Genomic DNA, 17,305 nt, shown 5'->3' on the forward strand with positions numbered 1-17,305 from the left:
GGATGCAGGAACTCAGTCACGGCGATTCCGGACCCGCCGTCGCCGAGGTCCGCGGCACCCTGTCGGCACTCGGCTTTCTCCACGAAGCAGTCGTTCCCCCAGGTCCGATGGCCGACGGCCACTGGACCGCTCCCGGATCCGTGTTCGACGGTGCCCTCGGAGGTGCCGTGCGCGCCTTCCAACAACACCGCGGCCTGCTGGTCGACGGCGTGGTGGGCCCGGCCACGTATCGCGCGTTGAAAGAGGCGTCGTATCGCCTCGGCGCTCGAACCCTCATCTATCAGCTGTCCGCTCCGCTGTACGGCGACGACGTCGCCTCGTTGCAAACGAGACTTCAGGATCTCGGCTTCTACAGCGAACGCGTCGACGGCTTCTTCGGTCCGCACACACACGAGGGTCTGTCCTCGTTCCAGCGCGAGATCGGGCTGTCCCCCGACGGCATCTGTGGGCCTGCGACTCTGCGCTCTCTGGACCTTCTCGGAACTCGTGTCACCGGTGGATCCCCTCACGCCATGAGCGAGGAAGAACTCGTTCGTAAGTCCGGCCCGCAGTTGACCGGCAAGCGCATCGTCATCGACCCCGATCTCGGCGGAGCAGACACCGGACACATCGTCGACGGAGCGTTCGGCCGAGTCTCCGAATCGGAGATTCTGTGGGATCTGGCCAGTCGGCTCGAGGGCCGCATGGCCGCGACCGGCATGGAGACGTTCCTCTCCCGTGCGCGCGGAACCAATCCTTCGGTTGCCGACCGCGCCGAGACCGCAAATGCCTGGGGTGCCGATCTGATGATCTCGTTGCGCTGCGCATCGAGCACCAGCCCCATGGCCAACGGTGTCGCAAGCTTCCACTTCGGTAACTCGCACGGATCCACCTCGATGATCGGCCAGGTACTGACCAGCTACGTGCAGCGTGAAATCGTCGCTCGCACACCGCTTCTGGACTGCCGTAGCCACGGCCGCACGTGGGATCTGTTGCGTCTGACCAACATGCCGACCATCCAGATCGACCTCGGCTACCTCACCAACGAATCCGATGTCGAAGTGCTCAGCGACCCGAAGTTTCGCGACATCATCGCCGAAGCAATTCTGATCGCCGTCAAACGCCTGTATCTACTCGGGCAGGACGATCAGCCGACCGGAACGTTCACCTTCGCGGAGTTGCTCGCCGAAGAACTCGCAGCCTCCGATCGCCCCTGACCGACCGCGCACGAACGTGTCGATCGGTCAGTACTCAGCGCGCCCCGACGGTCGACTTCTGCTCGATGTCGACGACGGAGATACTCGCCGCGATCAGTAGCTGCTCTAGTGCGGATTCGACGTCCTGCTTCCACCCGTGATCACGATCGAGCTCGAGCCGTAGTCTCGGGAATCTGTGGTGGGGAGCGATGACCTCGAACCCGACCTTCTCGAGGAAATCCGCTTCGATCATGCACGTCGATGCCGAACACGTCAGTTGTGCGGTGGCGTTGGGAACCACCGGCGCAGCATCGTCGGCGTTGCGTCGAATGCCGAACGCTTCCAGAGCGCGAACGCCACGATTGACCAGATCACCCACGACCGCCTGGATCAGCGTCGCCGAATGCAGATCCGCATCGTCGGGCGAATCGATGCGGAGTTGCGTCAGTAGGACCGCATCGTGGCTCACGGGCGAAGTCGGGAACGTCGCCGCGCGTGGAACTGCTCGGGGTGGGCAGTAGAGCGCGCAGCCGATCGTCCTGCCATCGATGGACAGCAACTGCCCACACGATCCCCACTCGAGCATGATGGTCGACAGCCATACTTCGTTCTCGAATTCGAGATCGACCGACGAACTCTCCGACGCGGGATCGAGTACCCAGAAGCTGCACCGCCGCGAATGCGTCGGCAAGTGCTCGAACGAACCGAGCGTCACTCCGGTCACCATCGCCGACACCGCTTACCTCAGCCTTCGTGCACTCGTTCAACGCGAGAATTCTCCGTCGGAGTCGATCCGCTCCTCGACAAGGATGTCACATGAGTTGTTCCGCAGGCGTCACCCCCGCCATTCCATCGTCGAACCCGTCGAGCGGAGCGAATCATTCAAATGCGTTGTATGACAATATCTTTCGACCCTTTTGCGAACATTCGTGACCGCCTCCGACCGAGCTACGTCACAGTGACGTTTCGACCGCGTATGACTGGTCCTGAAAATTCGCGACTACTTTTTCTTCTGTGCTTCCATCATCTCGACGATCCTCTGAAGGTCATCGACCGAGCCGAATTCGACCACGATCTTGCCTTTCCGCTTGCCGAGGCTGACCGTCACTCGCGTATCGAACGAATCCGAGAGGCGATCGGCGACGTCCTGGAGGCCCGGCATCTGAATCGGCTTGCGACGGGGTGCCGGATCCGGGCTCTTTCCGTCCTCCCGATTGGCGAGGGTGACGGCCTCTTCGGTCGCGCGAACGGAGAGACCTTCGGCGACGATTCGCGCCGCCAGCGACTCCTGCGCATCCGACCCAGCGTCGAGCGACAGCAAGGCGCGGGCGTGTCCGGCCGACAGAACTCCGGCCGCCACTCGTCGCTGCACGGGAATCGGCAGCTTCAACAGACGAATCATGTTGGTGACGACCGGCCGTGATCGACCGATTTTCGCAGCCAGTTCCTCGTGCGTGACGTCGAATTCCTCGAGCAACTGTTGGTACGCGGCCGCTTCTTCGAGCGGATTGAGCTGTACCCGGTGGATGTTCTCGAGCAATGCATCCCGCAACATCGCATCGTCGGCGGTCTCCCGAACGATCGCGGGGATCGACTCGAGGCCGGCTTCCTGGCTTGCACGCCACCGACGCTCGCCCATGACGAGCTGATATTTTGCGTCACCGGCACCAGCGGAACCCGATACGAGGCGGACCACGATGGGCTGCATGAGTCCGAATTCACGGATCGAGTGAACCAGTTCGGCCAACGATTCGTCGTCGAAGACGTGCCTCGGTTGCTTCGGGTTGGCTTCGATTCGGTCCGGTGCGATCTCGCGATAGACGGCACCGACGGGGGAGAGGTCGTCTCCGCTCAGCACCGGTGGTGTCGGAGTGGGCGCCGTGGCTGTCTCGGTGAGATCGTCGGCGGGTGCGGTTCGCTTCGGCTTGGTGGACGTATCGGGACGGTCCTTGGCGTTGCGATCCGCGCCGATGATCACGTCTGCCGCGGCGTTACCGAGGCGTGGTCCGGCGTCAGGTCCGGTGGGGATCAGTGAGGCCAGGCCGCGACCCAGACCACCCTTACGTGTCGAACTCATCTGGTTACTTCTTTCGTGCTTCGTCGATGCCGGCCGATCGGGCAGCGAGCTCTCGTCCGGCGTCCAGGTAGCTCATCGCACCTCGCGAACCGGGGTCGTAATCCAACACCGTCATGCCGTACCCGGGAGCCTCGGATACCTTCACGCTGCGGGGGATGACGGCGCGCAAGACGGCGTCCCCGAAATGCTTGCGTACTTCTTCTGCTACCTGGTCCGCCAACTTGGTGCGGCCGTCGTACATCGTCAGGATGACGGTCGAGACGTGCAGTTCGGGATTCAGATGAGACTGCACCAGCTCGATGTTGCGGAGGAGCTGACCCACGCCTTCGAGCGCGTAGTACTCGCACTGGATGGGAATCAGTACCTCGGTCGCGGCCACGAGTGCGTTGACAGTCAGCAGACCGAGCGACGGCGGGCAGTCGATCAGGATGAAGTCCGCGTCGATGCCGGCGAGCTCCTCCACGGACAGCGCCGTCTTGAGGCGCCCTTCGCGAGCGACCATCGACACCAACTCGATCTCGGCTCCGGCGAGGTCGATGGTTGCCGGGATGCAGAACAACCGGTCGCTGTGCGGACTCTTCTGCACGGCGTCCTTGGCGCTCACCTCACCGATGAGGACCTCGTAGCTCGACGGCACACCCGAGTGGTGCTCGACGCCCAACGCGGTGCTGGCGTTGCCCTGAGGGTCCAGATCGACCACGAGAACCGTCAGGCCTTGGAGCGCGAGCGCGGCAGCCAGGTTCACGGCGGTCGTCGTCTTCCCGACGCCACCCTTCTGGTTGGCAATGGTCAGCATGCGTCGCTTCGCCGGCTTCGGCAGCGACACCGATCCGGGATGCAGAACCTGGCTGGCTCGATGTGCCGCGGCACCGATGGGGGTGTCGTTCGGTGAGATCGCGTTGGTGTACTCGAACCCTGAGCCGGCCGTCACCCCCGACTTGTTCTCCGAGTTGCTCGAGGCGTTCTTCTTGGGCGCTGTTTCACGTGAAACAGCGGGATCGGACCCACCCGACATATGTGCTCCTTAGTGCGGAACTGACTGTGTTCAATACGATCGATCGGGTCGAGCGCGCGGCGTGTGAGCCCGCAATCGACTTCAGTGACGACTCAGTCTCCGCGGCTCACGCACCGCTCTGACGACAATGGTGGGAGTGGGCAACAGCCCCACTCCGCACTCCACTACCTCCAGCTTGCCAGCACCCATCCGAGCGAGGGAAGCCCGGTCACGTTCGATCTCTTCAGCGGCGCTCGAACCCTTCAGAGCCAGCATTCGACCGTGCTCGTGAACGAGAGGCAGCGACCACTTTGCAAGCTTTTCCAAAGGTGCCACCGCCCTCGACGTCACCACGTCGGCGCCGCCGGCTTCCTTCTTGACGCCGGGCTGCTCCGCGCGGCCGCGCACGACCAAGATGTTCAGATCGTGTTCCTCGATGAACTCGGCGAGATACACGGTCCGCCGGAGGAGGGGCTCGACGAGTGTCACGCGCAGATCGGGTCGCGCGATCGCCAGCGGGATCCCGGGCAAGCCCGCGCCGCTGCCGATGTCCACGACGGTCTCGCCTTCATCGATGAGCTCACCGATCGCCGCACAGTTGAGGATGTGTCGCTCCCAGAGCCGTGGAACTTCACGCGGTCCGATGAGTCCTCGTTCGACGCCTGCCGTTGCCAACGAGTCGTGATACCTCCGTGCCAACTCGAGCCGGTCACCGAAGATCTGCTCTGCCACGGCCATCACTTGGTTGCTGTCCGAGCCTTCTTGTTCCACGTGAAACATCTTCCCGTGCCCGAGCGCGGAACGCCAAACGACATCGCTGTAACTCGGCGGATTGCGACTTTCGCACCGGAATTGGCGACACCACGGGCGCCGTGCGGGCTCCCTTCGGACCGAGCCGTAGCAAGTCACGATTGGCGAGCCAGCCGGTTTTCGGCCAGGTCCGTCCGAGCAAACCGATCCGCCCGTGCGCTCGAATCAATGATCTCCAGCCCCAATCAGAATCAGGCCGACCTATCCATCCCCGACGGACTCGGTCCTGTCGACGAATCGAGGTCCACCGGCCCCACATCATGTTTCACGTGAAACTTCACCTCCCATCGATGGCACTCAATCGCCTACCGCGCACCGACTCGATAGGGCACACGTTCGTCGACTGAGCAACAAGTCGATGGGAGAAGAGCCGACGCAATCGATCGGTTCGTCCGCACCTGGCAGCAGCCTCCAGAATCCAACCGAATGGGCCCGGTGCGATCCACACCAACGTCGCCGTACCGATACCGCGGGACGGGTCCATCCCGTCGGCGAACGATCACAGTCGGTGGCGCTACGCCTTGATGACGCGGATCCTCGAGAACGAGGTTTCACGTGAAACCGACCCACCGTTGCTCAGCCCCGCGTCAAACGTCATCGCAGAACGATCGCGGGTAGCCGATGCACACCGCAGACATTCTCGGCCGCAATGGCGTCTCGGAGATCCTCGATCTCGCGGCCGGGCACGGACGGGGGAGAGTCCACAGTTTCGATCTCGATCACATCGCGATCGCCTCGAGCACCCAGCCGCTGCACCCGAACTCCAGACGCACCCACACTGCATGTGGATCAGCCGGATGGGTCAGCAGTCGTACACAGTCGATCGCTGGACGAGTGCTCCCGTGCAACTGTCTCGAGCACATCGTCGGCCCTCGCTCATGTCCCCGAATCGAGCCCGCGGAGATGTCGACGGGCACCCTCTCGAAGATCGACAACGCCGCGAGTATCGCCTCATCGTCGGCTTCGCGGTACGGGCACTTCGTATCGCGCTGGAGTTCCCGCCGCGGCTACAGCAGTCGAACGATTCTCTCGACCTTCACAACGATCGATGCGCGACTGTCCAAGGTGAGTCGCATCGTCGTCGGAAGGATCGTCCATGAGCCCGGGCCCGCTGTTGTCTGTCTCCGAATCCCGGCAACGCCGATCTTTGCCGACATCGAATCCCACAGCGACGGCCGGATGTCCTGTCCCACGTATATGCCCTCGGCCGGATCGTCGGCACACACCCTGCGCGATCGATGCCCGTCGCTAATTTCTTCGCTGAGTGTCTCGAACTCAGTTTCACTGCTGCGCCGAACTCGATCCGGACACCCAACTGGCATCGGACTGTTTCACGTGAAACCGCCCCGGCTCCGGACCGTCTCGAATAGCAGTCGAAATGTCTCAACTTCATCAGAGAACGAACGTCACGACGGCCCAGTGTGCGCGGTGCCTAGAACCAGCGTCCGCGAGAACAGCACTGCGACGGACGCAACATGGTTGGACGATGACGACATCGATGTCGCACGTTTCACGTGAAACATTCCGCACAATGTGCGCTCGATACCGACGCGTCACACCGCCATAGTTGCCGTCACAGTGACGAAAGCGCACTGGATGCCTGGATCTGGTAATTCGGCGAGGAAATCGATCGAACCGGCAACATCGTCGTCTGCTCGGCGCACAAATTACATCGATGATATTTGCCAGGATGTGCGGCTACATCCGGATACGACGATGGCCCCCACCGAAGTGGGGGCCATCGACTGGGAGGCTCAGTTACGCCTTGACGACGACTACTCGTCGGGCCGGCTCGACGCCGGTGCTTTCGCTCGCGACGCCGTCGATCTTGGCGACCGCGTCGTGCACGATCTTTCGCTCGAACGGAGTCATCGGGGTCAGTTCTTCGCGTTCACCGGATTCGAGAACGCGCCGCGCTGCTTCGGCACCGAGGTTGCCGAGTTCCGTTCGCCGGTTGGCGCGCCAGCCGGCGACGTCGAGCATCAGCTTGCTGCGCTCACCCGTCGACTGCTGAACGGCGAGGCGAGTCAGCTCCTGCAGTGCATCGAGAACTTCGCCCTTGCGACCGACGAGCTTGGCGAGATCGTCGCCGCCGTCGATGCTGACGATCGCGCGATCACCCTCCACGTCGAGATCGATGTCGCCGTCGAAGTCCAGGACGTCCAGAAGTTGCTCGAGGTAGTCGCCGGCAATCTCGCCTTCCTCGACCAGATAATCTTCGTCGTCCTCGTCCTCGTCATCCTCGTCGGTCTTGTCCTCGACCACTCCCGAGTCATCGGATTCCTCGACCACAGGAGCCTGATCTGCCTCCGCGTCGACTGCACCCACCTGATCGGCCTCGACCACCACGTCACTCGCTCCATCCCCGGATACCGCGCCGGTTGTCCGTACTTCGTCGTTCTGTGCTTCTTCTACGTCCGCTGCCATGTTCGTCCTTCTCTCGACGTGTCGGTCAGCGCCGCTTGCGCTTGGTCGACTTGTTCCGGTTCGCCTGCGGTCTCGGTTTCGCCGGCGTTGTGGCACCGGTCGTCGAACCGGAACTGCCATCGGCGGTCTCCGCCACGGACGAATCGCTCGTCGGCGTCATCTTCGAGAGCTTGGGACGAGCACCTGGCTTCGGCTTGGTGGTCGATACCGGCTTCACACCGGGCTTGGGCGCGTTCTCGGAACGCTTCTCCACTGCGGCAGCGACCTTCGCGGCTTCTTCCTTGTCGATCTTTCCGAACACCAGGTGCTGCTGCGCGTAGGTCCAGGTGTTGTTGCTGACCCAGTACAGCAGGATCGCGACGGGCAGCAGGGCACCGAACACGAGAACACCGAGCGGGAAGACGTACAGCGCGAGCTTGTTCATGATCGCGGACTGCGGGTTCGCTGCGGCCGCCGCGCTCTGACGCGCGACCGATGCGCGCGAGTTCAGGTGCGTCATGATGGCCGCGATGATCATCAGCGGGATGGAGACTGCTGCGATGACCCAGGTGGACGGAATGGTCGCATCCGGTCCTACGGCGAATGCATTGAGCTGGTCCTGCGGCATCGTGATCCACGCCGAGATCGGTGCACCGAACAGGCGGGCGTCCAGGAAGGACTGCACGTCCGCCACGTTGAACGCGTAGTTCGACAGCTCGCGGTTCTCCTCGGGAGTCAACCCGAGCTGACCGAAACCGGTACCGGTGCGGTTGAACGAGCGCAGTACGTGGAACAGGCCGATGAACACAGGCGCCTGCGCCAGCACCGGCAAGCAGCCCATCAGCGGATTGAAGCCGTGCTCCTTCTGGAGCTTCTGCATCTCGACGGCCATCTTCTGCTTGTCTTTGCCGTACTTCTTCTGCAGCGCTTTGATCTGCGGCTGTAGCTCCTGCATCTGCCGCGTGGTGCGAACCTGCTTGACGAAGGGCTTGTACAGAATCAGGCGGAGGGTGAAGACCAGGAAGACGACGGACAGTGCCCAGGCGAACCCATTGCTGGGATCCTGGAACACAAAGCCGAACACCTTGTGCCACACCCAGAGAATCCAGGCAACCGGGTAGTAAATGAAGTCGAGCACGGCTCTATGTACTCCTCTGTTCTTCCACTCGCACGAGATCGTGGTGTTCTTCGGTTTCGGTAGGTTCGGTGACGATCGCGCGCCACCTACCGGGTTCGGGTACCGGGTCCCACCCTCCAGAGTGCCAGGGAGCACATTTGAGGAGGCGGACGACTGCCAGCAACGAGCCCTTCGTCATTCCGTGCACCTGGAGTGCCTCGATGGCGTACTCGCTGCAGGTGGGGGAGAAGCGACAGGTGGGAGGTCTCATCGGGGACACGTATGTCCGGTACAACCCGATGACGTAGACGAGTGTTCGAGCAGGAATGGAACGAAGGTTGCCCATGAATGTCATGACGGCGGACCCTTCGGAGCTTCGAGAAGACCGAGCTTCTTCAATCCTGAACGCAGTTGAATCGATAGATCTGCCGAGGACGCGCGCGCGGCTCCGGGCAGTGCACGGATCACCACGTCGGTGGTCTCGGGGAGCTCACCGATGACGTCGGTACAGATATGCCGAAGCCGGCGCGCAACTCGATGACGAGTTACGGCCGGCCCGACTGCCTTGCTGACGATCAATCCGAATCGTGGCCCGCGAACGGTCGATGCGATGTCCTGTTCGTCACGCACGACGGCGTGAACCACAAGATCCGATCTACCCATTCGGCGTCCTCGACGCACCGCTACGGAGAAATCACGTGCTCGGTGTAGTCGATTCGGCTCAGGAAGCATCCCGAGCTCCAAGCTTCGGACGAACAGATATCAGGCTGTGAGTTCTTTACGGCCCTTGCCGCGACGTGCGGAAACGATTGCACGACCCGCACGGGTACGCATACGAAGACGGAAGCCATGAACGCGCGCGCGGCGGCGATTGTTCGGCTGGAACGTCCGCTTGCCCTTGGCCACGGTCAACACTCCTCGAGATTCGACGACGCCGATCTGTCGGCGCCTGCTGTAAAGGTTCTCAGCGAGTTCGGATGAAGTCGCTAGCCTCCCGAGCGAGAAATCCGAGTGAAGACAGACTGTGAGCAGCCAGCAAGCATCGGCCACCTCGCTATTGGGTGACTGTTCGAGAGTACTGATCGAGTCACTGCCGGTCAAACTCGCTCTCGAGCGCACCGTGCCGTCGTTCATGCACAGGCAGTGACGGTCCGGGGCCACCGATGGTGCGACGGTGCTCGACATCGTCGCCGAACGAGCAGGCTCTGCGACACAATTCGTCCGATCGCACGACACACAGTCGGCATCGATGCAGGTCAGACTGTCGCAAGCGCCATACCACGAACCGAAACGCGTTCTGGGGTCACATCGTTGTCGTTTATCCACACCTGTGGATAATTGTGTGGAAACACAGTTCAGGTGGCATATTCGTACCTTGCGGGGTCCACCCACGGACCCTGGTCTCGGCCGCAGCGACGCACGAACGACGACGCTATCCGACGCTGTTGCTGCGCGGGTACGAAACGACGCACGAATTCACGCGTCGAACACCGCCCGAGACCAATGCTCGACGACGGAGGGCCCAACGTGAACGACGATCCGGATGCGCTCGCGCGCATCTGGCCCGAGGTGGTCGCGGAGCTCACATCCGACCGACACAGTGGGTCGCCGCTGACCAAAGGCCAGAAGGCCTGGCTCGCGCTGGTCAAACCGCTGACCTTGACGCAGGGGTTCGCACTGCTCGCAGTTCCGTCGACCTTCGCGCAGGAAGCGATCGAGCGAGATCTTCGCGAACCCATCCTGGGCGCCCTCGGGCGTCACCTGGGACAGGGTGTCGAGGGACTCGGTGTGCGTATCTCGGCTCCCGAGGACGAGAAGATCGAAGCCGAGCGATCCACGTACCCCGATGCAGTCAGTTCTCCTACCTACCGGCGCCGAATCCTGACCAGCAGAGACGACGAGCCGTCGGACTCCGAAACCGCCGACTACGAAGAGGTCGACGACGAACGCGAGGCCTTGGCCAGCGTCCAGAACTCCTGGCCGACGTATTTCACCAAGCCTCCCGACTCGACGCCACCGTCCTCGGGCGCCAACAGCCTCAACTCGAAGTACACCTTCGACACGTTCGTCATCGGTGCCTCCAATCGATTCGCACACGCAGCCGCGGTGGCCATCGCCGAGGCACCTGCTCGCGCCTACAACCCGCTGTTCGTCTGGGGGGCGTCGGGTCTGGGCAAGACGCATCTGCTGCACGCGGCCGGCCACTACGCGCAGCGGCTGTTCCCGGGCATGCGCGTCAAGTACGTCTCGACCGAGGAATTCACCAACGACTTCATCAACAGTCTTCGTGACGACCGGAAGGTGGCGTTCAAGCGCCGCTACCGGGAGACCGACGTGCTGCTCGTCGACGACATCCAGTTCATCGAAGGCAAGGAAGGCATCCAGGAGGAGTTCTTCCACACCTTCAACACCTTGCACAACGCGAACAAACAGATCGTCGTCTCGTCCGACCGGCCACCGAAGCAACTGGCCACGCTCGAGGAGCGACTTCGTACCCGCTTCGAGTGGGGCCTGATCACCGATGTGCAGCCACCCGAGCTCGAAACGCGAATCGCAATTCTGAGCAAGAAGGCTCGGATGGATCGGCTCGATGTGCCGCACGACGTGCTCGAGCTCATCGCCAGCCGGATCGAACGCAACATTCGTGAGCTCGAAGGTGCCCTCATTCGAGTGACGGCCTTCGCATCGCTGAACGGACAGGCACTCGACCTCACCCTGGCCGAGGTGGTCCTGCGCGATCTCATCCCCGATTCGTCGAGTCTGGAGATCAACGCGGCCACGATCATGGCCGTGACCGCGGAGTACTTCAACACGTCCATCGAGGACCTGTGCGGTCCGGGTAAGGCCCGAGCACTGGCCATGGCCAGGCAGATCGCGATGTATCTCTGCCGTGAGCTCACCGATCTGTCGCTGCCCAAGATCGGCCAGACGTTCGGTCGCGACCACACGACGGTGATGTACGCGGACAAGAAGATCCGCAAGGAGATGACCGAGCGTCGCAAGGTCTACGACCAGGTTCAGGAGCTGACGGCGCGGATCAAGCAGCGCTCGAAGAGGTAGACGACCCGGCATGGACCGACTCGTCGGACGGCACCGAATCCCATCGCGGGTTCGGTGCCGTCGTGCTTTTCTCGTCGTTCGGCGGACCGATTCCCGACGCGGATTCGGTGATTTTTCGAGGCGTCGACCATTGATTCACACCTGTGGATAACCATGTGGACAACATCGAAGTTCTGGGGATGGAGTGTGGGCGCCTGTGCACCGATGTGATTCGTCCACAGGCAGCGGTTCGTCAACCACGAATTGGTCCCGAGTTCATCCCCACGACACCACGCTCGGCCACCAGCGGATCGAGTGGTCCGTGCACAGATTCCACAGGACCTATTAATACTTCTGTTTTCTCCTTGAAAGAACTTCTTTGAAAACAGGTGTTGGGGAACGATCCGTTCACAGGCCCCTCGGGGACACCCGAATCCCGAGTTCGGCGAGACCCTCGCGCTTCCGTCTCCGGTTCGGAGGGCATACGGTGTGCTTGCGCTGGATGTGCCACACTCGTCGTTGCATCGGTTCGAGCGGCAACCATCGTGGTTGCACCGCCGGATCGTGAAGACGAACGCCACCGAACGAGAGGAAATGCCGAGCGATGGAGCTTGGAAGTTTGAAGTTTCGCGTTGCTCGTGAAGATTTTTCCGATTCCGTCGCGTGGGTGGCTCGTAGCCTGCCGTCCCGGCCACCCGTTCCCGTTCTCGGTGGAGTTCTTCTTGCCGCCGACGAGCAGGGTCTGACGGTCTCCGGATTCGACTACGAGGTCTCCGCTCAGGTCAAGGTCTCCGCCGAAGTTGCCACTGCCGGCCGAGTTCTGGTGTCGGGCAAGCTACTTGCCGATATCACCAAGTCGTTGCCGAACAAGCCGGTCGACGTCACCGTCGACGGAACCCGCGTTCTGGTCAACTGCGGCAGCGCCAAGTTCTCGCTGCCCACGATGCCGGTGGAGGACTACCCGCAGCTCCCCGAGCTGCCCAACAACACCGGTTCGCTGGCCGGCGATGTCTTCTCCGAGGCAATTGCCCAGGTCGCAGTGGCGGCGGGCAAGGACGACACACTGCCGATGCTCACCGGCATCCGCGTCGAGATCGACGGCACCAACGTCGTTCTCGCGGCCACCGACCGTTTCCGGTTGGCTGTTCGAGAGGTGGAGTGGACTCCCGCCGGTGCCGATACCACCACCGCGGTGCTTATCCCGGCCAAGACCCTGTCAGAGTCGGCCAAAACCCTCGGCGGTAACTCCGGCTCACCCGTCGAACTGGCCCTCGGTTCCGGTTCGACCATCGGTAGTGACGGGCTGCTCGGCATCGTCAGCGATGGGCGCCGCACCACGACGCGTCTGCTCGACGCCGAATTCCCGAAGTTCCGTCAGTTGCTGCCGGCCGAACACACTGCGGTGGCGACCCTCGAGATCGCATCGCTGATCGAGGCGATCAAGCGTGTGGCTCTCGTCGCCGAGCGTGGCGCGCAGGTTCGACTGGAGTTCAACGGCGAGGGTGTGTTGCTTTCCGCAGGTGGAGACGATGCAGGTCGCGCCGAGGAGGCGCTGCCTGCCGATTTCCAGGGCGAGGCTCTGACCATCGCGTTCAACCCCGGTTACCTCATCGACGGCCTGTCGTCGCTGCACAGCGAGAAGGTCACGTTCGGATTCACGACGCCGAGCCGACCCGCAGTGCTGCGGCCGACCTCGGACGAGGAACTGGTGCCCGACGACGCGGGCAAGTTCGCGGCGCCGCAGTCCGAGTACACGTACTTGCTGATGCCGGTCAGGCTGCCGGGCTGATCCGGTCTGGTTACTGTTGAACCCGCGCGAACTTTCGCACCTGACACAGACAAGGACGCCTCATCATGCAGCTGGGCTTGGTCGGTCTCGGAAAAATGGGCTTCAACATGCGCGAGAGACTGCGTGAGCACGGTCACGAGGTAGTCGGCTACGACCCCCGACCGGAGGTGACCGATACTCCGTCACTGGCCGGTCTGGCCCAGGCGCTGACGGCGCCTCGTGTGGTGTGGGTGATGGTTCCGTCGGGCAAGATCACCCGCGACACCATCACCGGTCTGGCCGATGTGCTCGAGCCGGGCGATCTGGTGATCGACGGCGGAAATTCTCGATTCACCGACGACAAGCCCAACGCAGAGCTGTTGGACGCCAAGGGAATCGGCTACATCGACGCCGGAGTATCCGGTGGGGTCTGGGGCCTGAAGAACGGCTACGGCCTGATGGTCGGCGGTCAGGATGAGCACGTCGCTCGGGCGATGCCGATCTTCGACGCCTTGCGTCCCGAAGGCGAGCGTGCGGACGGTTTCGTGCACGCCGGTCCGGTCGGTGCAGGCCACTACTCGAAGATGGTGCACAACGGCATCGAGTACGGGTTGATGCAGGCGTACGCCGAGGGTTACGAGATCCTCGAGGCCGAAGAACTCGTGCAGGATGTCCAGGGCGTACTGCGAGCCTGGAGCAAGGGCACGGTCGTGCGATCGTGGCTGCTCGACCTGTTGGTCGAAGCGCTGGGCCAGGATCCGGAATTCAGTGCGATCTCCGGCTACACCGAGGATTCCGGTGAGGGTCGTTGGACCGTCGAGGAGGCCATTCGCCACGCGGTCCCCGCGCCGGTCATCTCCGCGGCCCTGTTCGCGAGATTTGCGTCGCGGCAAGAGGATTCACCGGCAATGAAGGCTGTTTCCGCACTGCGCAACCAGTTCGGCGGGCACGCGGTGAAGAAGGCCGATGCCGACGAGACCCTGCGCGCCCCGGCGCCGAAGAACACCGAGTAAGTGTTCGTTCGGTCTCTGCAGCTGCACGATTTTCGATCCTGGGACGATCTCACCGTCGACCTCGGACCGGGCTCGACCGTGTTCGTGGGGCCCAACGGACACGGCAAGACCAATCTGCTCGAGTCGCTCAACTATCTGTCGACGTTGTCCTCGCATCGTGTGTCGTCGGACGCTCCCATGATTCGAGCCGGTGCTGCCAAGGCCTTCGTGGGCAGTGCCGTGGTCAATCACGGTCGCGAACTGATCATCGATGTCGAGCTCCTCGAAGGCAGAGCCAACAAGGCTCGGATGAACAGGTCTCCGCTGCGGCGCCCCCGTGAGATTCTGGGGGTGTTGCAGAGTGTGCTGTTCGCTCCCGAGGATCTTTCGCTCGTGCGCGGCGATCCTGGCGAGCGACGCCGCTATCTCGACGAGCTACTGACCACTCGGATTCCTCGAATGGCCACCGTCCGTGCCGATTACGACAAGGTGCTGCGGCAACGATCGGCTCTGCTCAAGACGGCGAGTGGATCGTTGCGTCGCGGATCGTCCTCGGGCGACGGCGCGAGTGCGCTCGCCACCCTGGACGTCTGGGATGGTCATCTGGCAGTGCACGGAGCTCGATTGCTCGCTGCCAGAATAGCTTTGGTGCACGAGCTGATGCCGTTCGTGCAACAGGCCTACTGTTCGATCGCACCCGAGTCGCGGTTGGCTGCCGTCGCCTATCGCTGCAGTCTGGCCGAGGCGCTCCCACCGGAGTTCTCCGATGCCGACCGTGCACCCGAGCCCGACGACACAGAAGTTCTCGAAGCTGCCTTCCTCCACCAACTTTCGGTGATGAGACAGCGTGAAATCGAACGCGGGGTCTGCCTGGTCGGACCGCACCGCGACGACCTGGAACTGATGCTCGGTGACCAACCGACGAAAGGCTTTGCCAGCCATGGTGAATCGTGGTCGTACGCATTGTCTCTGCGGCTCGGCTCCTTTGCCTTGTTGCGGGAGGACGGTACCGATCCGGTACTGATGCTGGACGACGTCTTCGCCGAACTCGACCGCAAACGGCGTGCCGCGCTGGCGACGGTGGCAGCCGGTGCCGAGCAGGTGCTCATCACGGCCGCGGTACCCGAGGACGTACCACCCGAGCTGGACGCTCGTCGCTACGGAGTGGAAGCGAAGCAGATCCCGGATTCCGGTGCAGCAGGACGTATCTCGCGTATCTCGGACTTGTCGGACGATATCGACATCGCACGTTCGGAAGGTGAGGATCGATGACCGACGACGACGCGGCTCCCACGGACAACGGTGACGTACCGGAACTGAAAGGCGTGGATCTGGCGCGTCGAGCACTCGAGGACGCCCGGGCCGCAGCCAAGGCCAGCGGCAAATCGGTGGGACAGGGACGGTCGTCACCGACAGGCGGAGTCAGAGCACTGCGGGGGCGTCGTCGCCGGGGTTGGTCGGGAGCCGGGCCGGACGACCGTGATCCCCAGGCGTTCGGGGCGCTGGCGAACTCGATCGCGTCCAAGCGCGGATGGTCGGCGAAGGTGTCGGAGGGCGCGGTGCTCGGCCGGTGGCCGAGCGTGGTCGGCGAGGACATCTCGGCTCATGCGGACCCCACCGGTCTCAAGGACGGAGTGTTGAGTATTTCCGCCGAGTCCACGGCGTGGGCGACCCAGTTGAGGCTGATGCAGTCGCAGATTCTGGCCAAGATCGCTGCCGCCGTCGGTCACGGCGTGGTGACCTCGCTACGCATCACCGGTCCGACGACCCAGAGTTGGAGAAAAGGCGAACGGCACGTCCGGGGACGAGGGCCGCGCGACACGTACGGATAGTGAGAGGTCCCAACCTTCGCTTTCGAAACCTCCTGGTCCAGGTGATTCTCAACAGATGTTGGGGCCAGTGTTGCTGTGACATGGTCGATGTGCGTAGCGTGATTCGGGACACGCAACGGTCGGGGGACCGATTTACTGTTCTGTGCGCATCGGACGAGGAGAAGTTGTGTCTGCACCAACGAAGAAGACATCGACAGCAGCCGTCGATGTGGACGGAACCCCCGAAGATCGCGTCATCCTGCACGCGCGGAACGTGGAGTTCGATTGGAACTCGCTGCCGCTGCATTACATGGACGGCAACCCACTCGCGACGCACCTGATCAACGTGATGCACCTGCTCCTGCCCGAGGGTGAGGAGTGGTTCGTGCGCACGTTCAAGGAGGCGCTGCCACTCATCCACGACGATCAGCTGCGCGACGACGTGATCGGATTCATCGGTCAGGAAGCGATGCACGCGCAGGCGCACACCGATGTGCACGATCAGCTTCGGGCCCACGGCATCGACGTCGATCCGTACGTCGATCAGATGAAGTTCCTGTTCGGCCGTGCTCTCGGAAACCGGTCCGGTCACGGCCAGAACAGCCTGGTCGAACGTCTCGCCCTGATCGCCGCCGCCGAGCACTTGACCGCTTTTCTCGGCGATTGGGTTCTCAATGCCACGGCGTTGGACGAGGCGGACATCGATCCGATCATGCTGGACCTGCTGCGGTGGCACGGAGCCGAAGAGGTCGAGCATCGATCGGTGGCCTACGAGGTGATGCGGTACTTCGACGTCCGCCCGGCCCGTCGGATCCGAACCTACGTCGTCATCGCGCCCACGCTCGTGTGGTTCTGGACCCGCGGTGTTCGCTTTCTCATGAGCCAGGATCCGACGCTGGCGCACCTTCCCGCCAAGCAGCGCACACCGTCGTTCCGAGAGTTTCGCCGAGTGGCCGCTGCGGGTCTGTTTCCGACCCCGATGTCGATGGTGAAAGCGTCGCTGCGCTACTTCAAGCGCACGTACCACCCTTCGCAGGAAGGGTCGACGGCGCAGGCAGTGCAGTATCTGGCCACCTCACCGGCAGCTCGGTCCGCCGATCGATGACCAAACGCACG

At 62.8% G+C, this 17,305-nt stretch carries 17 protein-coding genes; 7 read left to right on the forward strand and 10 right to left on the reverse strand.

What is annotated here, in order from left to right; all coding sequences use genetic code 11:
- Positions 1 to 2 precede the first annotated feature (2 nt).
- Positions 3 to 1,196: an N-acetylmuramoyl-L-alanine amidase gene (locus tag CH306_RS08490; protein WP_094646249.1), complete on the forward strand. Its 1,194-nt coding sequence runs from the start codon at positions 3 to 5 to the stop codon at positions 1,194 to 1,196.
- 34 nt (positions 1,197 to 1,230) lie between these two features.
- Here CH306_RS08490 and CH306_RS08495 read toward each other — a convergent pair whose 3' ends face one another.
- From CH306_RS08495 to rpmH, 10 genes are all read right to left on the reverse strand, one after another.
- Entirely contained in the window at positions 1,231 to 1,911 is a 681-nt protein-coding gene (locus tag CH306_RS08495) for a hypothetical protein (RefSeq protein WP_032396978.1), read from the reverse strand.
- 264 nt (positions 1,912 to 2,175) lie between these two features.
- Positions 2,176 to 3,252 carry a ParB/RepB/Spo0J family partition protein gene (locus tag CH306_RS08500; protein WP_045197761.1) on the reverse strand — a complete coding sequence of 359 codons (1,077 nt, stop codon included), beginning with the start codon at positions 3,250 to 3,252 and terminating at the stop codon, positions 2,176 to 2,178.
- A 4-nt stretch (positions 3,253 to 3,256) separates the two neighbouring features.
- Positions 3,257 to 4,267 (reverse strand): ParA family protein, encoded by a 1,011-nt coding sequence (locus tag CH306_RS08505; protein ID WP_032396980.1) that lies wholly within the window; start codon positions 4,265 to 4,267, stop codon positions 3,257 to 3,259.
- 81 nt (positions 4,268 to 4,348) lie between these two features.
- Entirely contained in the window at positions 4,349 to 5,026 is a 678-nt protein-coding gene (gene rsmG / locus CH306_RS08510; RefSeq protein ID WP_094629016.1) for a 16S rRNA (guanine(527)-N(7))-methyltransferase RsmG, read from the reverse strand.
- A 624-nt stretch (positions 5,027 to 5,650) separates the two neighbouring features.
- On the reverse strand, positions 5,651 to 5,779 hold the full coding sequence (locus tag CH306_RS29470; protein ID WP_254923856.1) for a hypothetical protein: 129 nt from the start codon (positions 5,777 to 5,779) through the stop codon (positions 5,651 to 5,653).
- 1,035 nt (positions 5,780 to 6,814) lie between these two features.
- A complete protein-coding gene (locus tag CH306_RS08525; protein WP_094646252.1) occupies positions 6,815 to 7,483 on the reverse strand; it encodes a Jag family protein in 669 nt (222 codons plus the stop codon).
- A 25-nt stretch (positions 7,484 to 7,508) separates the two neighbouring features.
- Positions 7,509 to 8,600 carry a membrane protein insertase YidC gene (yidC, locus tag CH306_RS08530; RefSeq protein WP_094646253.1) on the reverse strand — a complete coding sequence of 364 codons (1,092 nt, stop codon included), beginning with the start codon at positions 8,598 to 8,600 and terminating at the stop codon, positions 7,509 to 7,511.
- A 4-nt stretch (positions 8,601 to 8,604) separates the two neighbouring features.
- The gene (yidD, locus tag CH306_RS08535; RefSeq protein ID WP_032396985.1) at positions 8,605 to 8,934 is read right to left on the reverse strand and encodes a membrane protein insertion efficiency factor YidD; all 330 of its coding nucleotides are present in this window, start codon (positions 8,932 to 8,934) and stop codon (positions 8,605 to 8,607) included.
- Complete coding sequence (gene rnpA, locus CH306_RS08540; protein WP_032396986.1) at positions 8,931 to 9,311, reverse strand: ribonuclease P protein component; 381 nt, start codon at positions 9,309 to 9,311, stop codon at positions 8,931 to 8,933. The genes yidD and rnpA overlap by 4 nt, the downstream gene beginning before the upstream one ends.
- Before the next feature lie 30 nt (positions 9,312 to 9,341).
- Entirely contained in the window at positions 9,342 to 9,485 is a 144-nt protein-coding gene (gene rpmH, locus CH306_RS08545; RefSeq protein WP_026347786.1) for a 50S ribosomal protein L34, read from the reverse strand.
- Positions 9,486 to 10,106: 621 nt separating this feature from the next.
- On the opposite strand from rpmH, the gene dnaA reads away from it, so the two are divergent.
- The 6 genes from dnaA (at position 10,107) to CH306_RS08575 (ending at position 17,294) form a co-directional block, all read left to right on the forward strand.
- A complete protein-coding gene (dnaA, locus tag CH306_RS08550) occupies positions 10,107 to 11,639 on the forward strand; it encodes a chromosomal replication initiator protein DnaA (RefSeq protein WP_032397345.1) in 1,533 nt (510 codons plus the stop codon).
- A gap of 583 nt (positions 11,640 to 12,222) precedes the next feature.
- Positions 12,223 to 13,407, forward strand: coding sequence for a DNA polymerase III subunit beta (dnaN, locus tag CH306_RS08555; protein WP_032396987.1), 1,185 nt, complete (start codon positions 12,223 to 12,225; stop codon positions 13,405 to 13,407).
- Positions 13,408 to 13,472: 65 nt separating this feature from the next.
- The gene (gene gnd / locus CH306_RS08560; protein WP_032396988.1) at positions 13,473 to 14,399 is read left to right on the forward strand and encodes a phosphogluconate dehydrogenase (NAD(+)-dependent, decarboxylating); all 927 of its coding nucleotides are present in this window, start codon (positions 13,473 to 13,475) and stop codon (positions 14,397 to 14,399) included.
- On the forward strand, positions 14,400 to 15,650 hold the full coding sequence (gene recF, locus CH306_RS08565) for a DNA replication/repair protein RecF (protein ID WP_094646254.1): 1,251 nt from the start codon (positions 14,400 to 14,402) through the stop codon (positions 15,648 to 15,650).
- A complete protein-coding gene (locus CH306_RS08570; protein ID WP_094646255.1) occupies positions 15,647 to 16,210 on the forward strand; it encodes a DUF721 family protein in 564 nt (187 codons plus the stop codon). The genes recF and CH306_RS08570 overlap by 4 nt, the downstream gene beginning before the upstream one ends.
- Before the next feature lie 166 nt (positions 16,211 to 16,376).
- A complete protein-coding gene (locus CH306_RS08575) occupies positions 16,377 to 17,294 on the forward strand; it encodes a metal-dependent hydrolase (protein WP_094646256.1) in 918 nt (305 codons plus the stop codon).
- Positions 17,295 to 17,305 lie beyond the last annotated feature (11 nt).

The sequence above is a fragment of the Rhodococcus sp. 15-725-2-2b genome (assembly GCF_002259075.1).
In the GTDB taxonomy this organism is placed as follows: Bacteria; Actinomycetota; Actinomycetes; order Mycobacteriales; family Mycobacteriaceae; genus Rhodococcoides.

Excerpts from the sequence above, each read along its gene's own strand:
- yidD (WP_032396985.1), bottom strand. The coding sequence starts at position 8,934 with ATGACATTCATGGGCAACCTTCGTTCCATTCCTGCTCGAACACTCGTC.
- gnd (WP_032396988.1), top strand. The coding sequence starts at position 13,473 with ATGCAGCTGGGCTTGGTCGGTCTCGGAAAAATGGGCTTCAACATGCGC.
- CH306_RS08500 (WP_045197761.1), bottom strand. The coding sequence starts at position 3,252 with ATGAGTTCGACACGTAAGGGTGGTCTGGGTCGCGGCCTGGCCTCACTG.
- CH306_RS08505 (WP_032396980.1), bottom strand. The coding sequence starts at position 4,267 with ATGTCGGGTGGGTCCGATCCCGCTGTTTCACGTGAAACAGCGCCCAAG.
- rsmG (WP_094629016.1), bottom strand. The coding sequence starts at position 5,026 with ATGTTTCACGTGGAACAAGAAGGCTCGGACAGCAACCAAGTGATGGCC.
- dnaN (WP_032396987.1), top strand. The coding sequence starts at position 12,223 with ATGGAGCTTGGAAGTTTGAAGTTTCGCGTTGCTCGTGAAGATTTTTCC.
- rnpA (WP_032396986.1), bottom strand. The coding sequence starts at position 9,311 with ATGCTTCCTGAGCCGAATCGACTACACCGAGCACGTGATTTCTCCGTA.
- CH306_RS08525 (WP_094646252.1), bottom strand. The coding sequence starts at position 7,483 with ATGGCAGCGGACGTAGAAGAAGCACAGAACGACGAAGTACGGACAACC.
- CH306_RS08570 (WP_094646255.1), top strand. The coding sequence starts at position 15,647 with ATGACCGACGACGACGCGGCTCCCACGGACAACGGTGACGTACCGGAA.
- CH306_RS08490 (WP_094646249.1), top strand. The coding sequence starts at position 3 with ATGCAGGAACTCAGTCACGGCGATTCCGGACCCGCCGTCGCCGAGGTC.